Annotated in this window: 19 protein-coding genes, 3 pseudogenes and 1 riboswitch; of the genes and pseudogenes, 9 read left to right on the top strand and 13 right to left on the bottom strand. The window is 72.4% G+C overall.

All coding sequences use genetic code 11. The features are described 5' to 3' along the window. The 5 genes from ACEPPI_RS24020 to ACEPPI_RS24040 all read right to left on the bottom strand — a co-directional run. Nucleotides 1-454 (bottom strand): three-helix bundle dimerization domain-containing protein (locus tag ACEPPI_RS24020; protein WP_373917321.1); only part of this gene is annotated, 454 nt, incomplete at its 3' end. A 165-nt stretch (nucleotides 455-619) separates the two neighbouring features. Then, on the bottom strand, nucleotides 620-916 hold the full coding sequence (locus tag ACEPPI_RS24025; protein WP_373917322.1) for a protealysin inhibitor emfourin: 297 nt from the start codon (nucleotides 914-916) through the stop codon (nucleotides 620-622). A gap of 2 nt (nucleotides 917-918) precedes the next feature. Further along, nucleotides 919-2,154: a M4 family metallopeptidase gene (locus ACEPPI_RS24030; protein WP_373917323.1), complete on the bottom strand. Its 1,236-nt coding sequence runs from the start codon at nucleotides 2,152-2,154 to the stop codon at nucleotides 919-921. A 407-nt stretch (nucleotides 2,155-2,561) separates the two neighbouring features. Next, nucleotides 2,562-3,725: an agmatine deiminase family protein gene (locus tag ACEPPI_RS24035; protein WP_373917324.1), complete on the bottom strand. Its 1,164-nt coding sequence runs from the start codon at nucleotides 3,723-3,725 to the stop codon at nucleotides 2,562-2,564. 214 nt (nucleotides 3,726-3,939) lie between these two features. Next, nucleotides 3,940-4,533, bottom strand: coding sequence for a TetR/AcrR family transcriptional regulator (locus ACEPPI_RS24040; RefSeq protein WP_373917325.1), 594 nt, complete (start codon nucleotides 4,531-4,533; stop codon nucleotides 3,940-3,942). Between the two features lie 111 nt (nucleotides 4,534-4,644). Between ACEPPI_RS24040 and ACEPPI_RS24045 the strand changes: the two genes are divergently transcribed. Beyond that, nucleotides 4,645-6,303 carry a serine/threonine-protein kinase gene (locus ACEPPI_RS24045; protein ID WP_373917326.1) on the top strand — a complete coding sequence of 553 codons (1,659 nt, stop codon included), beginning with the start codon at nucleotides 4,645-4,647 and terminating at the stop codon, nucleotides 6,301-6,303. 187 nt (nucleotides 6,304-6,490) lie between these two features. Here the strand turns inward: ACEPPI_RS24045 and ACEPPI_RS24050 are convergent. Continuing rightward, nucleotides 6,491-7,512, bottom strand: a pseudogene (locus ACEPPI_RS24050) (IS110 family transposase). Nucleotides 7,513-7,650: 138 nt separating this feature from the next. On the opposite strand from ACEPPI_RS24050, the pseudogene ACEPPI_RS24055 reads away from it, so the two are divergent. Next, nucleotides 7,651-8,112 (top strand): annotated as a pseudogene (locus tag ACEPPI_RS24055) (ATP-binding cassette domain-containing protein); the annotation flags it as partial. A 76-nt stretch (nucleotides 8,113-8,188) separates the two neighbouring features. On the opposite strand, the gene ACEPPI_RS24060 reads toward ACEPPI_RS24055, so the two are convergent. Next, complete coding sequence (locus ACEPPI_RS24060; RefSeq protein WP_373917327.1) at nucleotides 8,189-8,836, bottom strand: TetR/AcrR family transcriptional regulator; 648 nt, start codon at nucleotides 8,834-8,836, stop codon at nucleotides 8,189-8,191. A gap of 157 nt (nucleotides 8,837-8,993) precedes the next feature. On the opposite strand from ACEPPI_RS24060, the gene ACEPPI_RS24065 reads away from it, so the two are divergent. Then, a complete protein-coding gene (locus ACEPPI_RS24065; protein WP_373917328.1) occupies nucleotides 8,994-10,154 on the top strand; it encodes an agmatine/peptidylarginine deiminase in 1,161 nt (386 codons plus the stop codon). 142 nt (nucleotides 10,155-10,296) lie between these two features. Here the strand turns inward: ACEPPI_RS24065 and ACEPPI_RS24070 are convergent, their stop codons facing one another. Both ACEPPI_RS24070 and ACEPPI_RS24075 read right to left on the bottom strand, forming a co-directional pair. Further along, nucleotides 10,297-10,725 (bottom strand): acyl-CoA thioesterase, encoded by a 429-nt coding sequence (locus ACEPPI_RS24070; RefSeq protein WP_373917329.1) that lies wholly within the window; start codon nucleotides 10,723-10,725, stop codon nucleotides 10,297-10,299. Between the two features lie 131 nt (nucleotides 10,726-10,856). Next, nucleotides 10,857-11,093, bottom strand: a riboswitch (cobalamin riboswitch). Nucleotides 11,094-11,155: 62 nt separating this feature from the next. Beyond that, complete coding sequence (locus tag ACEPPI_RS24075; RefSeq protein WP_373917330.1) at nucleotides 11,156-13,273, bottom strand: SpoIIE family protein phosphatase; 2,118 nt, start codon at nucleotides 13,271-13,273, stop codon at nucleotides 11,156-11,158. Nucleotides 13,274-13,515: 242 nt separating this feature from the next. Here ACEPPI_RS24075 and ACEPPI_RS24080 point away from each other — a divergent pair, with 242 nt between their 5' ends. Further along, entirely contained in the window at nucleotides 13,516-13,980 is a 465-nt protein-coding gene (locus ACEPPI_RS24080) for a flavodoxin family protein (RefSeq protein WP_373917331.1), read from the top strand. Nucleotides 13,981-14,062: 82 nt separating this feature from the next. Here ACEPPI_RS24080 and ACEPPI_RS24085 read toward each other — a convergent pair whose 3' ends face one another. After that, nucleotides 14,063-18,292, bottom strand: a complete 4,230-nt coding sequence (locus ACEPPI_RS24085; RefSeq protein ID WP_373917332.1) for a molybdopterin-dependent oxidoreductase — start codon at nucleotides 18,290-18,292, stop codon at nucleotides 14,063-14,065. A 409-nt stretch (nucleotides 18,293-18,701) separates the two neighbouring features. Next, nucleotides 18,702-20,009, bottom strand: a complete 1,308-nt coding sequence (eno, locus tag ACEPPI_RS24090) for a phosphopyruvate hydratase (protein WP_373917333.1) — start codon at nucleotides 20,007-20,009, stop codon at nucleotides 18,702-18,704. 175 nt (nucleotides 20,010-20,184) lie between these two features. On the opposite strand from eno, the gene ACEPPI_RS24095 reads away from it, so the two are divergent. Beyond that, nucleotides 20,185-20,607: a MarR family winged helix-turn-helix transcriptional regulator gene (locus tag ACEPPI_RS24095; protein ID WP_373917334.1), complete on the top strand. Its 423-nt coding sequence runs from the start codon at nucleotides 20,185-20,187 to the stop codon at nucleotides 20,605-20,607. 143 nt (nucleotides 20,608-20,750) lie between these two features. Here the strand turns inward: ACEPPI_RS24095 and ACEPPI_RS24100 are convergent. Continuing rightward, nucleotides 20,751-20,948 (bottom strand): annotated as a pseudogene (locus ACEPPI_RS24100) (molybdopterin-binding protein); the annotation flags it as partial. A gap of 289 nt (nucleotides 20,949-21,237) precedes the next feature. On the opposite strand from ACEPPI_RS24100, the gene ACEPPI_RS24105 reads away from it, so the two are divergent. The 3 genes from ACEPPI_RS24105 to ACEPPI_RS24115 all read left to right on the top strand — a co-directional run bounded on the left by ACEPPI_RS24105 (nucleotide 21,238) and on the right by ACEPPI_RS24115 (nucleotide 24,608). Continuing rightward, on the top strand, nucleotides 21,238-21,642 hold the full coding sequence (locus ACEPPI_RS24105; RefSeq protein WP_373917335.1) for a molybdopterin-binding protein: 405 nt from the start codon (nucleotides 21,238-21,240) through the stop codon (nucleotides 21,640-21,642). An 87-nt stretch (nucleotides 21,643-21,729) separates the two neighbouring features. Next, nucleotides 21,730-22,542 carry a molybdate ABC transporter substrate-binding protein gene (gene modA / locus ACEPPI_RS24110; RefSeq protein ID WP_373917336.1) on the top strand — a complete coding sequence of 271 codons (813 nt, stop codon included), beginning with the start codon at nucleotides 21,730-21,732 and terminating at the stop codon, nucleotides 22,540-22,542. 140 nt (nucleotides 22,543-22,682) lie between these two features. Next, on the top strand, nucleotides 22,683-24,608 hold the full coding sequence (locus ACEPPI_RS24115; protein WP_373917337.1) for an ABC transporter permease: 1,926 nt from the start codon (nucleotides 22,683-22,685) through the stop codon (nucleotides 24,606-24,608). 36 nt (nucleotides 24,609-24,644) lie between these two features. Here the strand turns inward: ACEPPI_RS24115 and ACEPPI_RS24120 are convergent, their stop codons facing one another. Next, the gene (locus tag ACEPPI_RS24120; protein WP_373917338.1) at nucleotides 24,645-25,706 is read right to left on the bottom strand and encodes a PucR family transcriptional regulator; all 1,062 of its coding nucleotides are present in this window, start codon (nucleotides 25,704-25,706) and stop codon (nucleotides 24,645-24,647) included. A gap of 268 nt (nucleotides 25,707-25,974) precedes the next feature. Here ACEPPI_RS24120 and ACEPPI_RS24125 point away from each other — a divergent pair, with 268 nt between their 5' ends. After that, a complete protein-coding gene (locus tag ACEPPI_RS24125) occupies nucleotides 25,975-26,226 on the top strand; it encodes a hypothetical protein (RefSeq protein ID WP_373917339.1) in 252 nt (83 codons plus the stop codon). Nucleotides 26,227-26,253: the final 27 nt, after the last annotated feature.

The raw sequence follows: 26,253 nt of genomic DNA on the forward strand, positions 1-26,253 counted from the left end.
TACGAGTCTCCCGCGGGCCCGCCCCCCCCCCGCCCCCCCCCCCCCCCCCCCCCCCCCCCCCCCCCCCCCCCCCCCCCCCCCCCCCCCCCCCCCCCCCCCCCCCCCCCCCCCCCCCCCCCCCGGCCCCGTCGGGGGCGGCGCGGCAGGCGGCGTCGAGCGCCTTCCGGGACCGGCGTTCGGCCAGGATCGGAATGTAGGCCCTGACCCTGGCCCGGTGGAACGAGTCGTACGCGGCCCTGACCGCCGCCTCGACGGTGACCGCGTCCACCGTCGGGTAGGAGGCCGTCAATCGCGCCACCAGGTTCCGTACGGTCATCGGTTCGTCCGGCGGTCCGGGCGGAGGAAGGCCCGGCGGGGCCACGGGGCCGGCGCTCTCCACCGGCCCGCAGGGGCGGCTGCGGCCCTCGGCGGTCGGGTACCCGCCGACTCGGGGAGCCCGTTCTTCGACCGTCATGGCCGCTGCACCGCTTCCATGGCCCGTGACCTCCCGACCGCGCAAGCACGCGTCCCGCCATCGACACGAGGAGGATCCTCAGCGCTCATTGTGTGCTCGCCCCGACAAGATCGCCCCCCGGGCCGGGAGCCCCGCCGGTCGGCGGGGCTCCCGGGTGGTCGTGGGTCACTGCCGCGCGAAGTGTTTCCTGAGCCATGTGAGCAGGGCCGCGTACGCGGGGGTCATGGCGCCGTCCGACTGTTCGAGGACGGTCGCGCGGTCGCCCTCCTCCACCGTGATCGTGTAGCTCATCGCGTCCCGGGCACGGCCGTCCGGCTCCTCCCCGGGCGTCGAGACGGCCGCCGCCACCAGCCGGGCCAGCTCGGCCGAGACGTCCTCGGGCAGCGTGACCGTGTCCAGTACCAGAGGCGGGCGGCGGAGGTTGGCCGCCGCCGCCAGCCCGCCGAATGTCTCCAGGGACACCTTCACCTGGTGCTCTTCATCGCGGTTACCTCTCTCGCCAGCCCCGTGACCTTGTCGGTCAGTGTCCCGATCTGCCGGGTCAGGGCTGCCAGGCCGTCGTCCTGGCCCGCTCCGCCGTGTCCGTTGCCGCTCGCGTGGCCGTTCCCGCTGACCGCGAAGCTGCGCACCCGGGCCACTCCGTTCGGGACGCCCCTGATCTGGACTTCCACTTCCTGCCATGCCGACAGCACCGCCGACTGCTCGGTGCTGCCGGTGCCGAACAGTTCCCCGGCCTTCTGGAACGTGGTGCTCGCGAAGTCCTCGAACTGGTCATGGGCGCCGGTGGCCTTGAGCGATTCGTACCAGATGCTGCCGGAGGCCTCCCATGCGAATCCGCCGATGTGTGAGGCCGTCAGGAAGAACGCCCTGTTGGGAATTCCGGAGTTGATGTGCACCCCGGCGAAGTCTCCGGGCTTGGTGTCGGGCAGGTGGACGAGCCTGCTCATGCGGTCGGGTTGGGGGTCCTTTCCGAACTGGGGATTGTTGTACGCGTGCCCCGGGTTCTTCATCGACCGCAGGGCGTCGCCGGCGATTCCCGGGGTCCATATGTCGGCCCCGATCAGCCAGTCCGCCTCGTCGGCCGACTGCTTCAGCGACCACTGCTTGGCCAGCGATCCGAAGACGTCCGACATCGACTCGTTCAGTGCCCCGGACTGGCCGTGGTACACGAGCCCCGCGGTGTGGTCGGTGACTCCGTGCGTCAACTCGTGGCCGATCACTTCGGAGGATCCGGTGAGGTTGCTGAACTCCATGCCGTCCCCGTCGCCGAAGAGCATCTCCTGTCCGTCCCAGAACGCGTTGTTGACCTGGAAGCCGAAGTGGACGAATCCGTTCAGGCGCATGCCCCTGTCGTCGATCGAATTGCGATGGAACACTTCCTTGTAGAAATCGCGCGTCATACCGAGTCCGTCGAACGCGCGGTTGACGGCCTGGTCCGCGGACTCCGGACCGTCCTCCGTCCTGGCCAGGACGGCGTTGGAGAGGAATTCCTCCTGCTCGCAGTCGAAGACGGTGCGCCGTCCGTTGCCGGGGGCGTCCGCGCCCGCGAAGGCCGCCCGGACCATCCGCTCACCGTGCAGGCGGGCGGTGATCAGCAGGGTGTCCAGGGCGGCTCGGCGCACCTCGCTGTCCTCGCTCTTGAGGAGCTTTTCGAGGATGTACGGCGGAACGATGCAGTTGATGGGTCGGGTCCTGCTCATAGGACACCTCCTGAGAGAGAGGACCGACGGTTGAGCCTTCATCAATGCGACTGCGCGCTCGGCTGATCACGGGTCACCGGTCGTCGCGGACCGGGTGACGGGGGCCTGCACCGGATCCGGGGCCACGGAAGGGACCGAAGGAGTGTCCATGTCGACGTTCAATCATCAATCCGTCAACCTGTGGACGGTACTTCGACGTTCAACATGGCCGATCGCGGACGGACCGCGGATTTCCGCCGCTGTGGAAGCGGCGGGAGGAGCGTCGGCGCCGACCAACCCGGTTTCCGGCGGAGCAGTCACGCTGACATCACCAGTCTCCTGCGGTCCGTAGCGACCGGCAAACGCAACACGAGGGACGACCGTTGCTCCGGACTGCCGTCGGGGCAGGTGGCCGGGAGGCCGGGCGGTCAGGCCGCGGGCCTGCCGGGCTGGTCGTGGGTGGAGCAGTGGATGCCGCCGCCGCCCGAGGCGATGGTGTCGATCGGGATCGCCACGACGTCCCGCTTGGGGAAGTGCTCCCGCAGGATGCCGCGGGCCCGGTCGTCGGCCTGGCGGTCGCCGAACTTGGGCATGAACACCGCGTCGTTGGCGATGTAGAAATTGGCGTAGGTGGAGACGAAGTCGTCGCCCCGGCCCGTGATCCTGTCCAGGTCGGGCTGGGGCAGGTCGATGACCTCGAAGCGCCGGCCGCGGGCGTCCGTCGCCTGGGACAGGACGGACTTCGCCTGGTCGGCGGAGCGGGACCAGGAGTCCGGCGGGGTGGAGGGGTGCGCGCGGTCCAGCAGGACGACACCGGGGGCGGTGAAGCGCACGAGGCTGTCCACGTGGGCGTCGGTGATGTCCTCGCCCCGCACGCCGGCCAGCCAGATCACCTTTTCGAGGCCCAGGGTCTGCTTGAGCTCGGCCTCGATGGTGTCGCGTGACTTCCCCTTGTTGCGGTTGTCGTTGACGATCGAACTTTCGGTGATCAGGAGGGTGCCCTCGCCGTCCGGTTCGAACGAGCCGCCTTCGGCGACCAGGGGCGCCTGGACGCGCGGGATCCCGTACTTCGGGAGCAGATTGCGGCTGACCGCCGCGTCGTTCGTGTGCTCCTGCTTGTTGCCCCAGCCGTTGAAGTTGAAATCGACACCGGTGACCTTGCCGCCCTGTTCCACGAAGACGGGGACGATGTCGCGGGCCCACAGGTCGTCGACGGCCAGCGGGATCACCTCGACGTCCTTGCCGCAGGCGCGCTGCGCCGCGTCCACCTGCTCGGGCCGGGCCATCATGACGACCGCCTCGTACTGTCCGACGGCACGGGCGATCCGCGCGATGTCCTCGCGTACGTAGGGCAGGTCCTCGTGCCAGACCGAGGACAGCGCGGGCCAGGACATGAAGGTACGGGTGTGGCTCTCCCATTCGGCGCCGAGACGGCGCCTGCCGCCCGCGGTGGGGGAAGGGGAGGAGTCACCGGCGGCGCCGGCCTGGGCTCCGCCCGCCGCGGGACCACAGGCCGAGGCGCCCGCGATCGCGGCACCGATGCCGGCGAGGGTGCGAAGGACGGTCCGGCGGGTGGGGGGCCTGAAGGGCACGGGGAACTCCGATCATGGGCCGGCCGATGCGCCGCATCGGCTGGGGCGGGGCGCAGTCGTCACATAGACCGACAAAACAGTCCTTAAGGACAAGAGTGCGCGATCCGCGTCGCGAACGGCCGGTCGGCGCGAAGAGTGACGCGGCCTCGTACCGCCACTGTGGCACTGACTGGAAATTCAGTCAATTGTGGCACTGACTGGAAATTCAGTCAATTTACCCCCCGAGGGAACCTAAACGGCCGATTTCCACTCGGATCGCTTCGCGCAGCAGTCCGCGGGCGTGCTCCAGCGGGAGCAGGCCGCTGAGCCAGCGGGCGCTGAGCCCCTCCAGGAGGGCGGTCAGCCGCTCCGCGGCGGTCGTGACGGCGTCGGTGGGCGCGTGCGGGCAGAGGGCGGCGAGGTGGCCGGCGACTTCCGCCGCCCAGGCCGCTCCCGCCGCCGCGAGTTCGTCCCGGAGCTCCGGATCGAAGACGGAGTGGGCCCGCAGCTCGCCCCACGCCGTGCTGTTCTCGCGAACCTCGGGCACGTCCTGGAACTCCAGCAGCAGGGTCTGCTCCAGGAGTGTCCGCCGGTCGGGCGGGTGGGCCGCCCCGGAACCCTCCGTGGTGACGGTGTAGCGGTCCGCGCGGTCCCCGATGAACGCGAGGGCGTGCCGCAGGATGCCGGGCCGGTCCTTGAAGTGGTAGTAGACCAGGCCGGTGGACACCCCGGCCTCGGCCGCCAGGTCGGCCACGCGAAGCCCCCGGACGCCCTGACGTGCGATGACCCGCGCGGCGCCCGTGAGGATGGCTCTCTTGTTGTCGGTCACAGTCCGATCCCGCCCTGCCGTGTTCGTCTCGTATGGTCGCACATTGACTGAAAGTTTAGTCAGCATGCACGATGCGCGCAGGCCATCCGCCCGCATCGAAAGAGCCCGCCCATGCTTGAGCGCCATCCCGACGCCCCACCCGGCACGGGCCCCCTGTCCGCGGCACTGTCCGCCGACGACCCCCGCTACATCGGCGGCTACCGCCTCCACGCCCGTCTCGGTTCCGGCGGCATGGGCGTGGTCTACCTGGCCTACACGCCCGGCGGGCGCCCCATCGCCCTGAAAGCCGTCCGCAGGGAGTTCGCGGCGGATCCCGAGTTCCGCGAACGGTTCGCCCAGGAGGTCGCCAGCGCCCGCCGGATCCACGGGCTCTTCACGGCCCAGGTGGTCGACTCCGGCGTCGACGACCACACGCCGTGGCTGGCCACGACCTACGTCCCGGGCCCGTCCCTGCACGAGGTGGTGCACCGGCACGGACCGCTGCCGGTCCGCACGGTCCTGCTGCTCGTCGCCGGCATCGCCGAGGCGCTCCAGGCCATCCACGGGGCGGGTGTCGTCCACCGGGACCTCAAGCCCGCCAACGTGCTGATCGCGGGGGACGGGCCCCGGGTGATCGACTTCGGCATCGCGCGCGCGGCCGACGCCGTCGCCCTCACCGGTGCGGGCCTGCGGATCGGCACCGCCGCCTTCATGGCGCCCGAGCAGGCCCTGGGGCTGCAGGTGACGGGGGCCACCGACGTCTTCGCCCTCGGAGCGCTGGCCACGTACGTGGCGAGCGGCAGCCCGCCCTTCGGCGAAGGGCCGGAGTCCGGGGCCCTGTACCGGGTGGTCCACGAACATCCCGACCTCACGCGCATCCCGCGTGACCTGCACGACCTGGTCGCGTGGTGCCTGGCCAAGCGCCCCGAGGACCGGCCGGGCACCGCCGCGCTGATCGCTGCCGTGCACGCCCACCCCGCGGTGGGGCCGCGGCCGGAGTTCACCGGGGGCTGGCTGCCCCGGCCGGTCCTGGACGACATCGGAGAGCGGTCGGGCGAGGGCCGCTCGCACTCGGGGCACGACCGGCCGGGAGACCGGGGCCACACCCGTCCCGGCCCGGACCGGCACGCCCCGGGGGCCCCGGCCCCGTACGGGGCGGTGAACCATGCCCCGACGGCCCTGGCCGCGCCCGCGCCCGCCGCCCCGCCGGTCGCGCCGCCCGCCGCGTCACCGTCTCCGGTGTCGGCGCCGACGCCGGAATCCGGCAGGCGTGCGCGGGGGCGCGGACGGCGGCGCGTACGGACGGTGCTGCCGGCGGTGGCCGCCACCCTCCTGGTGTGCGCCGGCGCCGTGTACTTCCTGGACGGTCCCGCCGACGATGGGGTGGACGCGACCGACGGTTCCGGGGCCGCCGCGGCCCCGGAATACCGTCCCGGCTACGCGAAGGCGGAGCTCACCGCCCCGGACTCGGGCTACGAGTTCGACCTGACCTCGGGCAAGGTCGCGGCGGAGACGACGGTGGACTGGTACCTCGCGCGCGACGGCCGGGGTTTCGTGCCGTCGGAGGAGTCGGACGCCTTCGTGTCCGGCACCGGGGAGCTGACGGCCGCCGACTGTGTCCGCGGCATCGAGGCGAAGCCGGTCGCCGCCCTGCCCTTCGACGCCCTCGCGGACCGGCGCCCCTTCTGCGTGCGCAGCCCGGACCGGAGCAAGATCGCGATCGTGCGGCTGGTCGAGGCGCCCGCGGACGGCTCCGTCACGGTCGTCGTGGACCAGTTCCTGCGGAACTGACATTCGTGCCGAACCGGGCCGGCATGCCGGAGCGATGCGTTCCAAGGGTTTGACTGAATTTTCAGTCAAGGTCAGGATGAAGGTCTCGACCGGCCGGGCCGCCCTCGGCCCCGACGGTGTCCTCCCGGGGGTGTCTCTATGTCTTTCGTCAAGGACGCGGTGCCGGGTATGAGGCTGTTTGGGATGGTCATGCGGTGAGGGTGACGGCGGGGACTCTGGACTCGTAGAAGGTGCCGTCGCGGAGCATGGCGAACAGGACGCTGACGCGTTGGCGGGCAAGGCGGAGGAGGCGAGGTGGGCGGCGCTGGGAAAACTGGTGCCGTCTCCGACGGTGACCAGCAGGACGGCGGCGGTCCTGACCCCGACTCCCGGCATCGAGGTCAGGACCGGGTGAAGAGGGTGGGCCTCCAGCAGGGTGCTGATCTGCGCTTCCAGGGCTCGGCGCTGGTCGTGGACCGCGGCGAGAGAGGCGGCCAGGGACGGGATCACGATGTCGAGGGTGCCCGTGCCGGGAACGATGACGGTCTGCTCGTTGAGGGCGTCGAAGATTTCGTCGATCAGCCGCGCGGCCATCCGCGGCGCCTTCGGGCGGATGAGTTCGACGAGCCTGCGGCGGCCGGCTTTCCGCAAAGCGGCCGGGGACCCGTGGCGCTCGAGGAGCCAGGTGACGGCCGGGTGGTCCAGTCGGGGCCCGAGCACGCGCTCCAGCGACGGGTGGAACTGAGTCAGCAGGCCGCGTATCCGGTTGCTGGTGCGGGTGGCTTCTGCGGCGAGGTCCTGGTCGAAGCCGGTCAGCACCGTGAGCTCGGCGGTGATCTCGTCGGTCAGCTCCAGCGAACGCAGGATGTGCGGCATCGTCCGGGCCGCGTCCGCGATTACCGCGGCGTCCTTCGCATCGGTTTTCGCCTCTCCCGGGTAGAGGTCGGCGATCCGCCGCATCGCGAGTCCGGGCAGGTAGGCGACCTCGCAGCCCGCGTCCCGGGCGACGGTCAGCGGCAGAGCCCCGATCGAGGCGGGCTGATCCACGATCACCAGCACGGTGCCGAACTTGGCCTTGAGCTTGTCGAAGACGGCCCGCAGTTTCGGTTCGCTGTTGGGCATCGGTTTGTCGAAGACCTTCTTGCCCGCCGGGGTCAGCCCGTGGCCGTGGTGAGCTGTCTTGCCGACGTCCATGCCCAGGAAGACGCCCACATCGCCGGTGTCTAACATCGCACCTCTCCAGGGTGGTTGACCGTGCTGGCCTCGGCGTTGGCACCGCGCTCGCGCATCCACGTTATGCAGACCTGCCGCCCGCGTACTGCCCGGCATTGCGCCGGACCGGACGGTGGCCGGGTCTCTCATCAGGGCCTGCACTTCCCCGGCCGCGATCACACCCCGCGGGTACGGGAACTGCTCGACCAGGTGGGCCTGGGCACCCGGGCGGCCGACGCGCTCCCGCGCAACCTCTCCGGCGGCCAGCGCCAGCGCGTCGCCATCGCCCGGGCCCTCGCCGTCGAACCGGCCGTGCTCATCCTGGACGAGGCGGTCGCCGCGCTCGACGTTTCCGTCCAGGCGCAGATCCTCAACCTGCTGGCCGACATCCGGGAGCAGACCGGGATCGGCTTCCTCTTCATCACCCACGACCTCGGGGTCGTCCGGTGCGTGACCGACGAGATCGTCGTGATGCGGCACGGGGCCGTCGTGGAACAGGGGAGCACCGAGGGGGTGCTCGCGGCTCCGAGCCACCCGTACACCCGGCTGCTCCTGGAGTCCGTGCCCCGACCGGGGTGGGATCCGGAGGCCATCGCCGCGGCCCGACGGGCGCTGTAGGGGCGTCGGCCACCCGGGCGGAGCGGGCCGGCTCCCGGCCGGGCCGGCTCCCGGCCGGGCCCCGCGCCCGGTCCGGTCAGACGCCGGGCCGGACGCCGGCGGCGATCGTACGCATCAGCGCGCGCAGCACCGGACCGGGATCCACCTCGGAGCCCAGTGACTCCGCGGCGGCCAGGCCGTCCACGGCCGCGGCCACCGCCTCGCCCAGCGGGCGGGGGTCGACGTCCCCGCCCCGCTCGTCGGCCAACACCCCGAACAGCGTGACGAAACAGCCCCGCCAGCGGGAGTACTCGGCTTCCAGGGACTCCCGGACCCGCGCGTCGTTGAGGGCGTGCCAGTGCAACGCCGAATGCAGGTGGGAGAGTTCCGCGCCCTCGGGCCGGGACAGCAGCTCCAGCACCCGTTCGGAACGCCGCTCGAACGAGCCTTCCCCGGAGACGGCCGCCTCCAGGGGGTGGATCCACTCCGGGCGGATGTCCGCGATGACCGCCAGGACGAGATCGGTCCGGTCCTGGAAGTGGTAGTGGCACATCCCGTGCGACACGCCGCACAGCGCCGCCACGTTGCGGGTGGTGAAGCGTTCGCTCATGCCTCCGGCGAGGAGGGTCCGTGCGGCGGCGATCAGCCGTGCCCGGGTCTGCTCGCCCTTCGCGGAGACCCGGGGTCGTCCCGCGCGGGCGGGGGGTGTGGTCGGGGCCGGAGAGCCCTGTGCGGAAGGTGCCATGGCGTCACTCTAACGAGGCTCCAGGCCGCGACCTGGGGCTTTTCCCGATCCTCCGGAACGACCTTGTCCAAAGTATTGACCGAGCGCTTGGCCAGTTTTACCTTTCGGGTCAACCCCGCTGCCAGGCGGGGGAGTTGGCATCCCCCAAGGAGACCCCATGAGCGATCACGCATTCCGGCCGCCCGCCCAGGGCATGGACCGGCGCAAGTTCCTCGCCGCCGCCGGTCTCACCGCCGCCGCCGCGGCCACCGCGCTGACCGCGGCCGAGGGGCGCGCCTCGGCGGCGCCCCGCCCCGCCCGCGCGGCGGCGGGAGCGTTCAGCGTGCCGATCGAGGACGTCCGCCACACCCGTACCTGGATGGCCTGGCCGGACAGCACCTCCATCTGGGGCGGCAGCCTCAGCGGGGTCCAGTCGGACATCGCGCTCATCGCCCGCACCATCGCCAAGTACGAGCCGGTCTACATGTGCGCCAACTCCGGCAGCGCCGCCAGGGCCCGCCAGCTGTGCGGCTCGACGGTCACCGTCGTCACCACCATCCCCGTGGACGACTGCTGGATGCGCGACAGCGGCCCGGTCTTCCGTACCGACGGCGCCGGCGGACTGGACGCGGTCGGCCTGAACTTCAACGGCTGGGGCAACAAGCAGACCCACTCCAAGGACGCCCTGGTCGCCGGGCGGATCGCCTCCTACGTCGGCGTCCCGTTCACCGCCGCCGGCCTGGTGGGGGAGGGCGGCGCGGTCGAGCAGGACGGCGCCGGCACCCTGATGGCGACCCGCAGCAGCCTGGTGAACCGCAACCGCAACCCCAACGCGTCGCAGGCGCAGATCGAAGCCGCGCTGTGCGCCGCCTACGGCGCCTCCAAGGTGATCTGGTTCGACGGCGTGACCGGCCAGGACATCACGGACGACCACGTCGACGCCACCTCGCGCTTCCTCGCGCCCGGGAAGGCCCTCGTCCAGATGCCGTTGGCCTCGGACAACGACGCCTACGCCAAGGACGCGCGCCAGCAGTTCCAGGTCCTGTCCGGGGCGACGACCGCGGGCGGTGCCCGCATGACCGCCGAGAAGCTCCAGGGCCCCGACTACAACCTGATCCGCTCCACCAACCGGGACTTCCTCGCCTCCTACGCCAACTACTACGTGTGCAACGGCGCCGTCATCAGCGGCCAGTTCGGCGACACCCAGGCCGACGCGGCGGCCCGGGCCACGCTGACGCGCCTGTTCCCGGGCCGCGTCGTCGAACGGCTCAACATCGACCGCCTCGGCACCGGTGGCGGCGGCATCCACTGCGTCACCCAGCAGCAGCCGGTGCCGTAACGGCCCCACCGCCCGACGGAGCGCGGCGCCCGGCCCGCGACCCCGCGGCCGGGCACCGCGCTCACGCGCCCGCGCGGCCGCCGTGGAGACCGAGGTCCCGGCGGAGCGGATCGCGGTGGGCCGCGGGGCCCGGCTCGCCCCGCTATCCCTCCAGCAGGCCCGGGACCCGGCGCGGCCGCCCGTCGGCGTCGATGGCGACGAAGGTCAGGCGGGCGGTGGCGACTTCGGTGGCCGGGCTGGTCGTCGCGTTCCAGCGTTCCGCGGTGACCCGTACGGCGACGGTCATGGAGGTCCGGCCGGCGCGGTCCAGTGTGGCGTGGACGGTGAGGAGGTCGCCCGCGCGGGCGGGGGCCAGGAAGGTCATGCGGTCCACGGACACCGTCACGGCGGGACCGTCGGCATGGCGGCCCGCGGAGGCGGCGGCCGCGTCGTCGATCAGCTTCATGACCACACCGCCGTGGATGGTCCCGTAGAGGTTGGTGTCGTGCTCGCTCATGATGTGGGCGAGGGTGACACGGGAGTCGGCAGATGACTTGTGGGCCCGGGTGCCCGTGGTGATGTCCGCGGTCACGGAACTCTCCTTCGCGAGTCGTGCGGATGCGGTCCCGACGGGCCGGACGCGGACGCGCAGGAGCGGCGGGCCGCGCGAGGCGCCCGCTGCCGCCGGCCCGCCCACGAGGCCATCGGGATCTCCGTACGCGGTCTTCGCGTACGGGCAGCGGCAGGTCTTCGGACTCACGGGCACACCTGCCGGCACTCCTGCTTCCGCCGGCGGGCACCTACTGGCCGTCGCTTCCCAGGACCGTTGTCCGGTCCCAGTGCGTATGACGGCGGTCGTTCCCGCTCACCGCTGCGGGGCAGTCCCGGATTCCCACCGGGTTCCCTCTTGCGACGCATCCCGCCTGGCGGACGGGGCGAACCAGCTGCCCTCACACCTTAGGGGCGTCGCCGCGCCCCGCGCACGGCGCCCGGGGCACCACCGACCGCCGATGGAGCGCCGTTCAGTGCGGGCGCGCCCCGGTGGTGGGCGGACGGGGGAGTACCCGCGCGATGACGAGGGCTACGTCGTCGGTGGCGTCACGGTGACGCAGGGCGGCCAGGAGGCGGTCGCAGGTCGCCTCCGGGGGGAGATCCGGATCGGCGAGGAGGCTGAGGAGCAGGTCGAGGCGGTCGTCCAGGGCCTCGTCACGGGTTTCGACGAGACCGTCGGTGTAGAGGACCAGCCGGTCACCGGGCAGCAGGTCGAGGACGGTGGACGTGAACCCGGCGTCGCCGAGGCCGCCCGCGCCGAGCGGCACCCCGGCCGGAAGGTCGGCCAGCGCCGGCGCCTGCCCCGACCTGACGACGACCGGGGGCGGGTGGCCCGCGAGGGCGACGCGGCAGCGCGAGCGGTGCGGGTCCCAGGTGGCGTAGACACAGGTCGCCATGGTCCCGTCGAGTTCGGCGGTGATGTGGTCGAGGTGGCGCAGGACCCGTGCCGGGTCGAGACCGAGGTCCGCCAGGGTACGGGTGGCCGTGCGCAGTTGACCCATGGTGGCGGCGGCGTGGACACCGTGTCCCATCACGTCGCCGACCACGAGGGCGGTCTTGTCCCCGGGCTGACGGATCGCGTCGAACCAGTCGCCGCCGATCCCGCTGGCCGCCACCGCGGGCTGGTAGCGGTAGGCGATCTGGAGACCGGCGGCACGCGGCGGGGGGTGGGGGAGGAGATGTCGCTGGAGGGTCAGGGCGGTGTCGGTGGCGTGCTGGTACCAGCGGGCGTTGTCGATGGCGATGGCGGCGCGGGTGGCCAGCTCGCCGGCCAGGGTGACATCGTCCTGGTCGAAGGGGAGCGGATTGCGGGTGCGCAGGAGGCCGACGGCGCCGAGGACCTGTCCGCGGGCGGTCAGCGGTACGGCCAGGTAGGAGTGCGCGCCCTCCCGGCGGAGGAGGTCCGCGGCGGCCTCGTCGCGCGCGATGCGCGCCAGGTCCGCCCCGGTGATCCGCGGCACCAGGACGGGGCGCCCGGTGCTCACGCAGCGGGTGACCAGGCGCTCGGCCGGATACGTGGTGCGCTCGCCCACCGGGTCCGCGGCGCGGACGGCGTCCGTCCCGTAGGACGTCGCCACCGCGAGGGCCATGAAGAGCGCCTGCCCCGTCCGGGGTCCGGGCGTCGTCGCCACGCCGCCCCCCAGCACGGAGTCGAGGACGTCGACCGAGGCGAGGTCGGCCAGGTCGGCCACGACGAGGTCGGCGAGCTCGCGGGCCGTGCGCTCCAGGTCCAGGGTGGTGCCGACGGTCACCGACGCCCGGGCGATGAGGCCGAGGCGCCTGCGGGCCTCGGTGGCCTCCCGGGCCGCGCGGTAGCTGTCGGTGACGTCCACGACCGCCAGGGCGACACCGATCACCCGCCCGCCGGGGTCCTCCAGCCGGTAGTACGAGCCCGACCAGGCATGCTCATGGTCCGGGTCCGCGGGTGTGCGCCCGATGCCGTACTGGTCCAGCAGCGGTACGCCGGTGTCCAGGACCTGGCGCATGGAGGCTTCGATCGTGTCCGTGTCCAGGAACGGCAGTGCCTCGTGGGGCGTACGGCCCAGGAGCTTCTCGGCGGGCAGGCCGTTGATCCGCTCCAGCATCGGGTTGACCAGGACGTACCGCAGGCCCGTGTCCAGCACCGCCAGCCCGAGCGGGGACTGCGCCACCAACGGCACGGACAGCGCCAGGTCGCGCTCCACGCCCCGCAGGACGGTCTCGTCGCAGGCGATCCCCAGTGCGTACACGCCGCCGTGTTCGTCCTCCAACCGCATGTTGCGGAACTCCACCAGGCGCGAGGAGCCGTCCTTGTGGCGCACGGGGAAGACGCCCGCCCAGGCGCCGCCACCCGCCATGACCTTGGCGAACAGCTCCAGTACCAGGTCGACGTACTCGTCGGCGACCAGCAGCCCGGCCGCGTGGCGGCCCAGCGCGTCCTCGGGCGACCAGCCGAAGAGGTCCTGTGCCTGGGGGCTCCAGAGCGTGATCCGCCCCTCGGCGTCCAGGACCACCGCGGCCACGCTCAGCACGTCCAGCAGGCCGCCGGCCTCGGAGGGAACCACTCCCACGGGGCCGGGCCCGGCCCGCAACGGCTCGGACGTGACCATGACCGGACCTCCTTCGCCCGCTGCGGCAGGTCTCGGACCCGACGACCCGGTCCCCGCTCGCCCGTCGGCCCCATCCTCCTCCCGCCTACCCGGGACGACATCCTTTACCGGCGGCACCGCCGACCGGGACCGGGCCCCGGAGGGGGCGCCGTCAGGGTGTGGCCGCCGTCACATCGCGCGGGTGTCACGTCCGGCGCCGCTGCCTTGTCCCCCCTGCAGAAGCCAGAGAAGGGATCGACGGGATGAAGGCAGTCATCGTGTGCGCCTCCGTGTCGCACGGCAATACGCGTCGTGTCGCCGACACCATGGCCCTGGTACTGGGCGCGAAGGTCGTCTCCCCCGAGGAGGCCGGCCCGGCGGAGCCGGCCGGTGCCGACCTCGTGGGATTCGGCTCGGGCGTCTTCCACGGCAGGCTCCACCCCCGCCTGACCGACTTCGTCGAGGCACTTCCCGCCGGGCGGGGCCGGGCGTTCGTGTTCGCCACGAGCGGGCTCCCCGAGAAGCCGTTCGCGCCTTTCACCCGCCCCTTGGTCCGGCTCCTCGAAGGCAAGGGCTTCGAGGTGGACGGGAGCTTCTCCTGCCGGGCGTTCGACACGTGGGCGCCCTTCAAGCTCGTCGGCGGCATCAACAAACAGCGGCCGAACGCCGGGGACCTGGCCGCCGCGCGGGCGTTCGCCGAACGGCTGCGGGGCGGGACCCGGGGGTGAGGTCCTCGATCGGGATCATTGACGTACGTCCCGCCCGTCGAACGAGGTCCGGTCGCGGGGCGGGGGACGCACGGGGGGCGGGTCAGTAGACGTCACGGACGTAGCGTTTGTCGCCGGCCATCTGCCGGACGTACGCGGCGGCCGAATCCTCGTCCATGCCGCCGTGCGCCGCGATGATCTCGTGCAGGGCCCGGTCCACGTCCTTGGCCATACGGCCCGCGTCGCCGCAGACGTAGAAGTGCGCGCCGTCCCGCAGCCACCGCCACAGACGCGGGCCGTGCTCGCGCATCCGGTCCTGTACGTAGATCTTGTTGCGCTGATCGCGAGAGAAGGCGACGTCGAGCCGGTCGAGGTGGCCGGAGGAGCGGAAGGCCGCCAGCGTCTCACGGTGGTAGAAGTCGGTGGCCTCGCGCTGCTCGCCGAAGAACAGCCAGTTGGGGCCGGTGTGCCGCTTCGCCAGGCGGTCTTCGAGGAACCCGATGAACGGTGCGACACCGGTGCCCGGGCCGACCATGATCATGGGTGTGGCCGATCCGGCGGGCGGGCGGAAGTGCGGCGAACGCTGGACGAACACCTGTACGGGGCCGTCGTCGGCGCAGTCCGCCAGATAGGTGGAGCAGACGCCCATGCGGTCCCGGCCCGCGTCGTTGGTGTAGCGGACGACGGACACCGTCAGGCGGACCTCCCCCGGGTGCGCGAGCGGGCTGGAGGAGATCGAGTACAGGCGGGGCTGGAGCCGCTTGAGGACGCCGGTCCACTCGGCGGTGGAGGCCCGGACGGGGAAGGCGCCGATGACGTCGGCGGCCTGCCGTCCCCAGCTCCATTTGGCCAGCTCGCCCTTGTTGTCCGGGCGCAGCAGCCGTTGGAGGTCTCGTTCTCCGGTGCGGGCGGCGACGAACCTGAGGAGTTCCGGGGTGACGCGGGCGATGTCGAAGCGGGTCCGCAGTGCCTCGCGGAGGGGGAGGTGCGCACCGTCGGGGAAGGCGATGCCCTCGTCGGGGTCGAGGCCGGTGAGGGCGAGCCATTCGGCCACGAGGCCCGCGCCGTTGGCCGGCCATACGCCGAGGGCGTCTCCGGGCTCGTAGGCGAGCTCGCCGTCGCGGGTGTCGAAGGCGAACTGCCGCACCTCCTTTTGTGATCCGGGCAGACTGAGCAGCCGGTTCCCGATCAGCAGGGTCGCGAACGGGGAGGCTTTGGAGTAGCCGCCGGACGCGGCGGGCCGCGCGGCGGCCGGTGCGGCCACGGACCCCGCCGGAGGGGGCGCCGCCGCACCTGTGGTGACGACCGGCGCGGGCTGCCGGTCGGCCGGGGCGGCGAGGGCTGCGGTGATCCGGTCGAGCCACTGCCCGGTGGCTTCGTCGTAGTCGGGTTCGCAGTCGGTGCGGGGGTGCAGGCGGGTGGCACCGAGTTCCGCGAGGCGTTCGTCCAGGCGGCGGCCGTGGCCGCAGAAGTCGTCGTAGCTGGAGTCGCCGAACGCCAGCACGGCGTAGCGCAGGCCCTCCAGCCGGGCGGCATCGGGGGCGGCGAGCCCCTGCCAGAAGCCGGCGCCGTTGTCGGGACTGTCGCCGTCGCCGAAGGTGCTGGTGACGATCAGCAGATCGCTGTCGGTGGTGAGCTGCGCGGGGGTGAAGCCGGCCATGGAGAGCAGGGACGGGGCATGCCCGGTCTCGGTGAGACGGGCGGCCGCGCCGGCGGCGAACTCCTCGGCGTTACCGGTCTGCGAGGCCCACAGCACGATGAGCTTCCGGGTCGTGACGACTTCGGGGGAGGCGGGGGCGGAGGCCGTGGTGGGCGCGTCCGTGCGGGAGAACATGCCGGCCAGCACGCCGTCCACCCACCGCGCCGTCGCGGGGGCGAAGGGCGCGGTCGCCGGCAGTACCGGGACGCCGCCGGGCGGTGCCAGGGTGACGCCCGACAGGAATCCGGAGAGGTACGTGCGCTCCGGCTCCTCCAGCGCCGGTCCGGTGAGGTCGGTGAGGCCGAAGAGGGTGGTGAGGGCGGTCACGGCCGTGGTCGCGCCTCCGGCCTGCGACTGCTGTGCCACGACGGGCGCGACGGGTGCGACGGGTGCGACGGACGGGGTGGCAGGCGCGGGCACGGCAACGGCCTCCTCGGGCTCCCGGGCGGCCACCACGCGCAGCGCCACGGCGCAGGCCTTGAACTCGGGCTGGAACGAGACCGGGTCGACGGCGTCGTTGGTGACGGCGTTGATGCTGAGGTACTCCCCGAACAGGTCGTTCCAGTGGAACGGCGCGAAGCAGTTCCCCGGGCGTACGCGATCGGTGACGACGGCGGGCAGGACGGCGCGACCGCGCCGGGAGGCGACCTCGATGGGGTCCCCGTCCTCGGCACCCATCGCGGCGGCGTCCTCGGGATGGAGCTCGACGAACGGGCCCGGGTTCAGCTTGTTGAGCCTGGCCACCTTGCCGGTCTTGGTGAGGGTGTGCCACTGGTGCTGTAGACGGCCGGTGTTCAGCACGAACGGATGCTCGTCGTCGGGGAGTTCGGAGGCGGGCAGGTGAGGGCGTCCGAAGAACCGGGCGCGGCCGGTGGCCGTGGGGAAGGCCAGCCTGGGCCGGGTCCCGTCCGCGCGCTCCAGGAGGGTCTGGCTGACGCCGTCGTTGAGGTAGCGGATCGGGTTGCGGTCGTCGCCGTCCTCGGACGGGGCCGGCCACTGGACGGGGGTCCCGCGCAGGCGCCGGTAGCCGATGCCGCGCAGGTCCCAGCCGGTCTTCGGGTTCCAGGCCCGCTTGAGCTCGTCGAAGACCTCCTCGGCGCTCGCGTAGGTGAAGGCTTCGGCGAAGCCCATCGCGCGGGCGACGCGGGCGATCAGCTGCCAGTCCGGCAGCGCCTGCCCGGGCGGATCGACGACGCCCTGGACGAGGGTGAGGTTCCGCTCCGAGTTGATCATGACGCCGTCGGACTCCGCCCACAGCGTGGCGGGCAGCACCACGTCGGCGTACGCGTTCGTCTCCGTCTCGGCGAACACGTCCTGCGTGATGACCAGGTCGGCGGCCTCCAGGCCGGCGATGACGGACTTGCGGTTGGCGACCGAGGCGACCGGGTTGGTGCAGATGATCCAGCACGCCTTGATGTCGCCGGCGGCCATCCGCTCGAACATCTCCACCGTCCCGCGCCCCACCTCGGTGCGCAGCGTTCCGGCCTCGATGCCCCACAGCTCCTCGACGAAGGCGCGCTCCTCGTCCACGAGGACGGATCGCTGGCCGGGCAGTCCCGGGCCCATGTAGCCCATCTCCCGGCCGCCCATCGCGTTCGGCTGGCCGGTCAGCGAGAAGGGGCCGGAGCCGGGGCGGCAGATCGCCCCTGTGGCGAGGTGGAGGTTGACCAGGGCGTTGGTGTTCCAGGTGCCGTGCGTGGACTGGTTGAGCCCCATGGTCCAGCAGCTCATCCACTCGCCGGCCTCGCCGATCCACCGCGCGGCCCGCCGGATGTCCGCCTCCGGTATCCCGGTGATCTCGGCGACCCTCGCCGGCGGGTAGCCCGCCAGGAAGCCGGGCATCTCCTCCCAGCCGTCCGTGAACTCGGCGATGAACGTCTCGTCCGTGTGCCCGTCCTCCACCAGCAGGTGCAGCAGCCCGTTCAGCAGCGCCAGGTCCGTTCCCGGTTCGATCTGCAGGAACAGGTCGGCCTTCTCCGCGGTGGCGTTGCGGCGCGGGTCGACGACGATCAGTTTCGCGCCGGACGCCTTGACCCGGTCCATCATCCGCAGGAACAGGATCGGATGGCAGTCGGCCATGTTCGCGCCGATCACGAAGAAGGCGTCGGCCCGGTCGAAGTCCCGGTAGGAGCCGGGGGGTCCGTCCGCGCCCAGCGAGAGCTTGTAGCCGGAGCCGGCGCTGGCCATGCACAGGCGGGAGTTGGACTCGATCTGGTTCGTCCGCACGAACCCCTTCGCCAGCTTGTTCGCCAGGTACTGCGCCTCCAGCGACATCTGCCCGGAGACGTAGAAGGACAGCGCGTCGGGGCCGTGCTCGTCGAGGATCGTACGCAGCCGACCGGCGACGGCGGTGATCGCCGAGTCCACGTGCGTCTCCACGGGCTCGGCGCCGCGCTCGGCGCGGACCAGCGCCGTGGTGGCCCGCCCGGCGGCGGCCATCATGTCGGCGCTGGTCGAGCCCTTCGTGCAGAGCCGCCCGGAGTTCGTCGGGTGGCTCTTGTCCCCGGAGACCTTCTCGGCGGTCCGCCGGCCGGTGGCGGGGTCCCGGCCGATGCCGAGCAGGATGCCGCAGCCGACTCCGCAGTACGAGCAGACCGTCCGTACGCTCTCCGCCTTCGCATCCGGCGTCGTCACCGAGACTCCCTTCCCAGGGCCACCGTCCTCGCCCCGCGCGAGCAGGGTGAGCCGCGGCAGGAGTGGGGAGATCCCCACGGCCAAGACCGTAGGAAGACCGCATTACCGGGCGATCACGCCCCGCGGGTGCCGTGTGTAAACCGGCCCGCACATCGCCCGTTCCCCCGGTGTGAGCGCCACGGTGTGGGCCAAATGTTGCTGCTCCGGCTCGATGCGGACGATCTGGCGTCGGTCCGGCGTGCGGTGGCACGCGGGCACGGGCACCCTGACCGTGGACGCCTTTCCCGCCGAGCGGCACGAACCGGACGCCGACGGACGCGGGGTGGCGTTCACGCCCTCCCCGTTCTGCGACCACGCGGGCCCCCGACCGTGATCGGGGGCCCGCGTGGTCGCTACGTCCGCCGGCCGGTCACGCCCGGCGCAGTGCGGAGCGGCCCGCGTAGCGTGCCGAGTCGCCCAGTTCCTCTTCGATCCGGATCAGTTGGTTGTACTTCGCCGTGCGGTCGGAGCGGGAGAGCGAGCCGGTCTTGATCTGGCCGCAGCCGGTCGCCACCGCCAGATCCGCGATGGTGGTGTCCTCCGTCTCGCCCGAGCGGTGCGACATGACAGCCGTCCAGCCCGCCTCGTGGGCCGTGGCCACCGCGGACAGGGCCTCGGTCAGGGTCCCGATCTGGTTGACCTTCACCAGGATCGAGTTGCCGACGCCGGTGCGGATGCCCTCGCGCAGCAGCGTCTCGTTGGTGCAGAACACGTCGTCGCCGGTGAGCTGGCAGCGGTCGCCGACGCGGGCGGTCAGCTCGCGCCAGCCGTCCAGGTCGTTCTCCGCCATCGGGTCCTCGACGGACACGATCGGGTAGGCGTCGATGAGCTTGGCCAGGTAGTCGGCGTTCTCGGAGGGGGTGCGGCGCACCCCCTCGCCGGCGTAGTCGTACACCCCGTCGCGGAAGAACTCCGACGACGCCGGGTCCATGATCAGGCCGATGTCCGTGCCCGGGCGGTAGCCGGTGCGCTCGATGGCGGCCACCACGAAGTCGAGCGCCTCCTCGGCGGTACGCAGCGCGGGCGCGAAGCCGCCCTCGTCGCCGACGCCCGTGGAGTGCCCGGCGGCCAGCAGGTCGCGGCGCAGGGTGTGGAAGACCTCGCTGCCCATGCGGACGGCTTCGGCGAAGGTGTCCGCGCCCACGGGCGCGATCATGAACTCCTGGAAGTCCAGCGGATTGTCGGCGTGGGCGCCGCCGTTGACGATGTTCATCATCGGCAGCGGCAGGAGGTGGGCGTCGGCGCCGCCGAGGTAGCGGTAGAGGGGCTGGCGGTGGGCCGCCGCGGCGGCCTTGGCGGCGGCGAGGGAGACGCCGAGGATCGCGTTGGCGCCGAGCCGCGACTTCGTGGCGGTGCCGTCGAGGTCGACCAGCGCGGCGTCGAGACCCGCCTGGTCCGCCGCGTCCCGGCCGCGCACGGACGCCGCGATCTCCCCGTTGACGTGGGCGACCGCGCGGTCGACGCCCTTGCCGTGCCAGCGCGCGGGGTCTCCGTCGCGCAGTTCCACGGCCTCCCGGGCGCCGGTGGAGGCGCCGGAGGGGACGGCCGCCCGCCCCAGGGACCCGTCCGCGAGGACGACGTCGACCTCGACCGTGGGGTTGCCCCGGCTGTCGATGATCCGGCGTGCGGTGACGGTCTCGATGCGGGCGTCGACGGTCCCGGCTGCCTGTGCGGACATGGTGGTTCCTCCCCGTTGTCATGTGCCGGGCCCCGGCTGCGACAGCGCTGGCGCTGGGCCCGACAAGCCCAAACCGTACAGCAATGCTGTGCAGTTTTGCTGAACAGCATTGCTGTACAGCATGGCTGTGCAGGTCAGGTGCGCAGCCATGCTGTACAGCGGGGTAAAGTGCCGTATGCCCACCTCGGAAGCCGCCGCCATCGCCGCAGAACTGCGCACCGCGATGGGCAAACTCACCCGACGCGTCAAGAACGAGGACCGCATCCCGCTGGGCCAGGCCGCGGTGCTCGGTGCACTCGACCGCAACGGCGCCATGACCACCAGCGACCTCGCCGCCGATCAGCGCGTACGCCCCCAGTCGATGGCCCGGGCGGTGGGGCTGCTCATGGAACAGGACCTGATCACGCGCCGGGCGCACCCCACGGACGGCCGCAAGTCGCTGGTCGAGCTGTCGGACGCGGGCCGGACCGCCCTCGAAGCCGAGCGCGGCCGCAGGGCCGGCTGGCTCGCCCAGGCCATCGAGGCCGAGCTCACGGATGACGAGCGGGCGCTGCTGGCCCGGAGCGCCGCCCTGCTGGAGCGGCTCGCCACCCGCTAGAGCGCCGGCGGGGACGTCCCCTTCGCCGTACCGGCCGAAAGGCACCGGCGCGTCCGGTCGCTACCCGCTTCCAGGGGGATGCCCGTACAGGTGCGGCACGACGTGGCGGACCGCGGCCGGCCCCGGCGCGGGGTGCGGGGTGATCAGACGGAGAGGGAGACCTCGGTCGCCTTGATCAGGGCGACGACGGAGGAGCCGGTGGCGAGGCCGAGTGCCTCGACGGCGTCCTTGGTGATCGCGGCGGTCAGCTCACCGCCCTCGACGGAGACCTTGACGGAGCCCATGGCACCGCCGGTCGCGACATCGGTGACGGGGCCCGCGATCTGGTTGCGGATGCTCAGGCTCATGGAAGGAGCGCCTCACTCTGATCGGCGGGGGAAAGCGACCCGTCGGCCGTCACACGGGTCACGCTAGCCGCGGAAATGCAGCTCCGTGCGGGGACTCATCTCATACGCCAGGTGAATGGCCGAGAGGGCATGGCGTTTTCGGCCCGGTCGAACGTCATGACAATTCGGGACGTCGGACCCCACTCGTTCGGGGGATTTCGGCTCGCCTCGTCGCATCTGCTTCTGATAGGCAGAGGCATGGTCACATTGCAGATGCGGACTATCCCTCCCCAACGTGTCGCACATGCAGCACTACACCGTGGGTCAGGCCGCACGTCTGCTCGGTGTGAGCCCCGACACCGCACGCCGCTGGGCCGACGCCGGCAAGGTCCCCACCCACCGGGAGGGCGGTGAAGGCGCGGGGCGCCGCCTCATCGACGGACGGGACCCGGCGGCGTTCGCCGTCGGTCTCGCACAGCGCGTCCAGTACGACGACGAGTCGATCCACAGCTCCGTCCGGAACTCCTTTCCCGGCATCATCACGGCCGTCAAACTCGGTGACGTGGTGGCCCAGGCGGAAATCCAGGCGGGCCCCCACCGGCTGGTCTCCCTGCTGACCCGGGAAGCCGTCGAGGAAATGGGATTGGAGGTCGGAATGCAGGCCACGGTCCGGGTGAAATCCACGAGCGTGCACATCGACCGGACCTGACCGGGCAGTCCCTCCGTCCCTTCCGTGCGGTGCCGGCCCGCCCCGCTCGCGGGCCGGTCCCCATTCAGCCCAGGAGAAACCGCGACCATGCCCCGAATCCACATCACCCGCCGCACCGCCGCCGGCCTGCTCGCAGGTGCGCTCCTGATCCCGGTGCTGGCGGCCTGCTCCGGCAACGACGGCAAGGGCGCCACGAGCTCCGCAAGCGCCGCCGGCTCCGCGTCGGGGGTCCCGAAGGCGAACCTGACGGTCCTGGCCGCGGCCTCCCTCACCGACGTCTTCAAGGCGGCGGGCGCCGAGTACGAGAAGACGCACCCGGGCACGAAGGTCACCTTCTCCTTCGCCGGTTCGCAGGAGCTGGCCGCGCAGGTCAAGCAGGGCGCGCCCGCCGACGTACTCGTCACGGCCGACACCAAGACCATGGACGGGCTGAAGGGTGACACGAACGACCCGAAGGTCATCGCCAGGAACCGTCTGGTCATCGCCACCGGCAAGGGGAACCCCTACAAGATCGACAACCTGAAGGACCTCGCCGACACCAAGGTCAAGGTCGTGCTCGCCGCACCCGAGGTCCCGGCCGGCCGCTACTCGAAGCAGATCCTCGACGCCCAGAAGATCGACGTGAAGCCGGTCTCCCAGGAACCCAACGTGCGGGCCGTACTGTCCAAGGTCGAGCTCGGCGAGGCCGACGCCGGCCTGGTCTACAAGACGGACGCCGCCACCGCCAAGGACAAGGTCGTGGCCGTGGACATCCCCGACGACCAGAACGCGGTCGCCTCCTACCCGGCCGCCTCCCTCAAGGGCTCGAAGAACCCCGCCGCGGCCGATGTCTTCGTGACGTGGCTCTCCGGTCCCGAGGGCCAGAAGTACCTCCAGGACGCGGGCTTCCAGAAGCCGTAGCCGGCCCGGCCGGCACGCCGGACGGGGGCCGCCCCGCGGGTGGCCCCCAGACGGCTCGCCGCGCCCCCAGCCCCAGGCCGCTCGCCGCCCCCAGGCCGCTCACCGCGCCCCGCCCCGACTCCCGCCGAGGACCGCCCCGCATGCTCCGTGGCCGCCGGATATCCGGCACCCGCCCCTCCATCGCCCTGGCGCTGCCCGCGCTGCTGGCCATCGCGTTCCTGCTGCTGCCCCTCGTCGGCATCCTGGTACGCACCCAGTGGAGCGAACTCGTCACGCACCTGACCAGTCCGGGCGTGGTCGAAGCGCTCAAGCTGTCGCTGATCGTCTCCTTCGCCGCGCTCGGCCTCTCCCTGGTCCTGGGCGTGCCCCTGGCGTGGCTGCTGGCCCGGGTGGAGTTTCCCGGCAAGACCCTCGTACGGTCCCTGGTCCTGCTGCCGATGGTGCTGCCCCCGACCGTCGGCGGTGTCGCCCTCCTCCTCGGCTTCGGACGGCGCGGACTGCTCGGCCCCTGGCTGGAGGACACCTTCGGGATCGTCTTCCCGTTCCACACCTCCGGCGCGGTCCTCGCCGCGACCTTCGTCGCGATGCCGTTCCTCATCATCAGCCTGGAGGGCACCCTCGCGGGTCTCAAGCCCACCTACGAGGAGACCGCGTCCTCCCTCGGCGCCTCCCCGGTCCGGGTGTTCTTCACCGTCACCCTCCCGATGGTCGCCCCCGGTCTCGTCGCCGGAGCGGCCCTCGCGTGGGCCCGCGCGCTCGGCGAGTTCGGTGCCACGATCACCTTCGCAGGAAACCTGCCGGGCGAGACCCAGACCCTGCCGCTCCAGGTCTACCTGCTCCTCCAGGACGCCCCCGAGGCCGCCACCTCCGTCTCCCTGCTCCTGCTGGCGATCGCCATGGGCGTCCTCGTCGCCCTGCGCGGCCGCTGGACCGGCGCGATCGGCCGCCCCCGCGCCGCCACCGCCAAGCCGGAGCCGGCCGCCGCGGTCCTGGCCACCACCGAACCGCCGGCCCCCCCGCACCGGAGCGAGCCCTGGTCGCTGCACGCGGAGGTGACCGGCTTCAACGAGCTCACGCTGGACGCCGAACCGGGCACCACCATCGCCGTCGTCGGCGAGAACGGCGCCGGCAAGACCACCTTGCTCCGGGCCCTCCTCGGCCTGACCCCGCGCGCCCACGCCGAACTCAGGCTCGGCGACCTCGACGTGACCGCCCTGCCCCCGCACAAACGGCAGGTCGCCTGGGTCCCGCAGGACGGCGCGCTCTTCCCGCACCTGAACGCCCTCGCCAACACCGCCTACGGGCTCCGCGCACACGGCATGCCGAAGGCCGAGGCCCGCACGGAGGCCCGCCGCTGGCTCGACCGGCTCGGCGTCGGCCACCTCGCCCACCGCAAGCCCGCCGAACTCTCCGGCGGCCAGGCCCAGCGCGTCGCCCTCGCCCGCGCCCTCGCGGCCCGTCCCCGCCTGCTGCTCCTCGACGAACCCCTCGCAGCCCTCGACCAGACCACCCGCGCCCACGTACGCCACACCCTGCGCCGCCACCTCGCCGGCTTCGGCGGGGTCTGCCTCATCGTCACCCACGACCCGGTCGAAGCCGTCTCGCTCGCCGACCGGGTCCTCGTCCTCGCCGACGGCCGCACCCTCCAGGACGCCCCGCCCGCCGAGGTCGCCCGCCACCCCCGCTCCCCGTGGGTGGCCCGCATGCTCGGCCGCAACGCCTGGCCCTGCACCGCCACCCGCGAGGGCCTCACCCTCGCTACGGGCGGCATCCTGGTCGCCGCCGACCCGCTCCCCGAGGGCGCCAGGGCACTGGCGATCATCGCCCCCGAGTCCGTCTCCCTCCACCGGGACAAGCCCACCGGCAGCCCCCGCAACGTGTGGCCCGGCACCGTCCGCGAGATGACCGTCGTCGGCAGCCGCCTGCGCATCCTGATCACCTCGGACCGGACCCCGGACCTCATCGCCGAGATCACCCCCCAGGCCGCCACCGAGCTCGCCCTCGCCGACGGCACCGACATCTGGGCCGGCCTCAAGGCCACGGAGATCACCCTCGTCGAACTCTGAACCCGTGCCGGGGGCTCCGGCGGCCCCTCGGCGAGGTCACAGGTCCTTGGCGGGCCAGTCGAGGAGGCGGGCGCCGATGACAGCGGTCTGGAGCGTGTAGCGGTGGGCCGGGTCGGCCGGGTCGGCGCCGGTGAACTGGTGGATCCGCTCCAGGCGGTAGGTGAACGCCCGCACGCTCAGGCTCAGCCGCCGCGCCGCCTCGGTCGCGTTGCAGCCGGAGTCGAAATAGGCGATCAGCGTGTCGAGCATCGGGCCGGCCCCGCCCCGCGCCCGCGTCAACGGCCCGAGCGTGCTCAGCACCAGATCGGCCATGGCCTGCCGGTCCCGAGTCAGGACCGGGTACACCAGCAGTTCGGAGGCGCGCAGCACCGGGTCGTCCAGGCTCATGCGGCCGGCCAGTTCGAGCGCGTTCAGCGCCTCCTCGTAGGAGTGGACGACCCCGCCCGCGCCCGCGTGCGGGCGGCCGATGGCCACCCGGCCGCCGTCGGTCCCCGCGTGCGTCTGCTCGGCGAAGTACATGAGGACGTCGTCCTGGTCGCCCGGAGCCACGCAGATGAGGCGGCCCTCCTTGGTGGTGAGCAGGATGCGCCGGTTCCCGAACCGTCCCACCAGCGCCCGCTCGACCCGCCGGACCGCCGGGTGGGCGTCGTCGTACGCCTGCGGCCCCTCGGCGACCGCGACCGCGTGCGTGTGGGAGAGCAGCAGCCCGAACCGCTCCGCGCGCTCGGCGAGACGCCCGGGATCGCTGCGGCCGTACAGGAGGTCGTCGATGAACTCCCTCCGGGCCGCCTCCTCCTTCCGTACGGCCGCCGACTGCGCCCGCTCGTGCCCTTCGGCGAGTGCGTCGACCACCTGCTCGACGGCGGCGAGTACCCGGTCGACGGGTGCGCGGGGCAGGTCGGGACAGGCGGTACGGGTCGTCGAGAGGTACTGGCGGACCAGGGGCCGAAGCCCGAAACCGGCCTCGGCGGCCCGCTCGCCCACCGCCCGGCGCGACTCCAGCTCTTCGCGCGTGAGCCGACGGCCGGTCCCGCAGACCTCGGTGAGGATCCGGACGAAGCCGTCGAGATAGTCCTCGGGTATTTCCCGCCCTGCCACGGAATCTCCTGCATCTTGATGCGTTGCCTGCGCGTTCTTGACGTACAGCGGTCAAGGTTGGCAGACCGTCACGTCCAGCCTGCATTCGGCATCAAGATGCCGTAAAGACTGCTGGTGTCCGGCAGTGCCGAGGGCCGTGCCCCCTTGCCAGGATGGCTGCAGGGGGACACGGGGGACGGTCCCGGTGCCGGGTGCGCAGTCCCGCCCGGTGCCGGGTCCCGCCCGGCGCCCGGCCCGGCATGCGGTCGAGAGCGAAGGGGCGGGACCGGTGGACGAGTTCATCGACGCCGCCCTGGGATTCCCCGCCGGGATCTTCAGCGTCGCGCTGGCCGTCGTCGTCGTGTACTGGCTGGTCGTCCTGTTCGGGGTCGTCGGGCACGACGCGTGGGAATCCGACGCCGGGTCCGGCGCCCTGGGGGCGCCTGGTGTCCCGGTCGCCGTCTCCGTCTCGGTTCGCTCACGCCGAGGGCGCGGCACGAGGCGGTGTGCGGGATGCCGTGCCCGGTCCTGTTGTCGCTGATCACCCCGGCCACGGCGGCCGGGTCCG

The organism is Streptomyces sp. AB3(2024) (assembly GCF_041862025.1).
Taxonomy (GTDB): Bacteria; Actinomycetota; Actinomycetes; order Streptomycetales; family Streptomycetaceae; genus Streptomyces.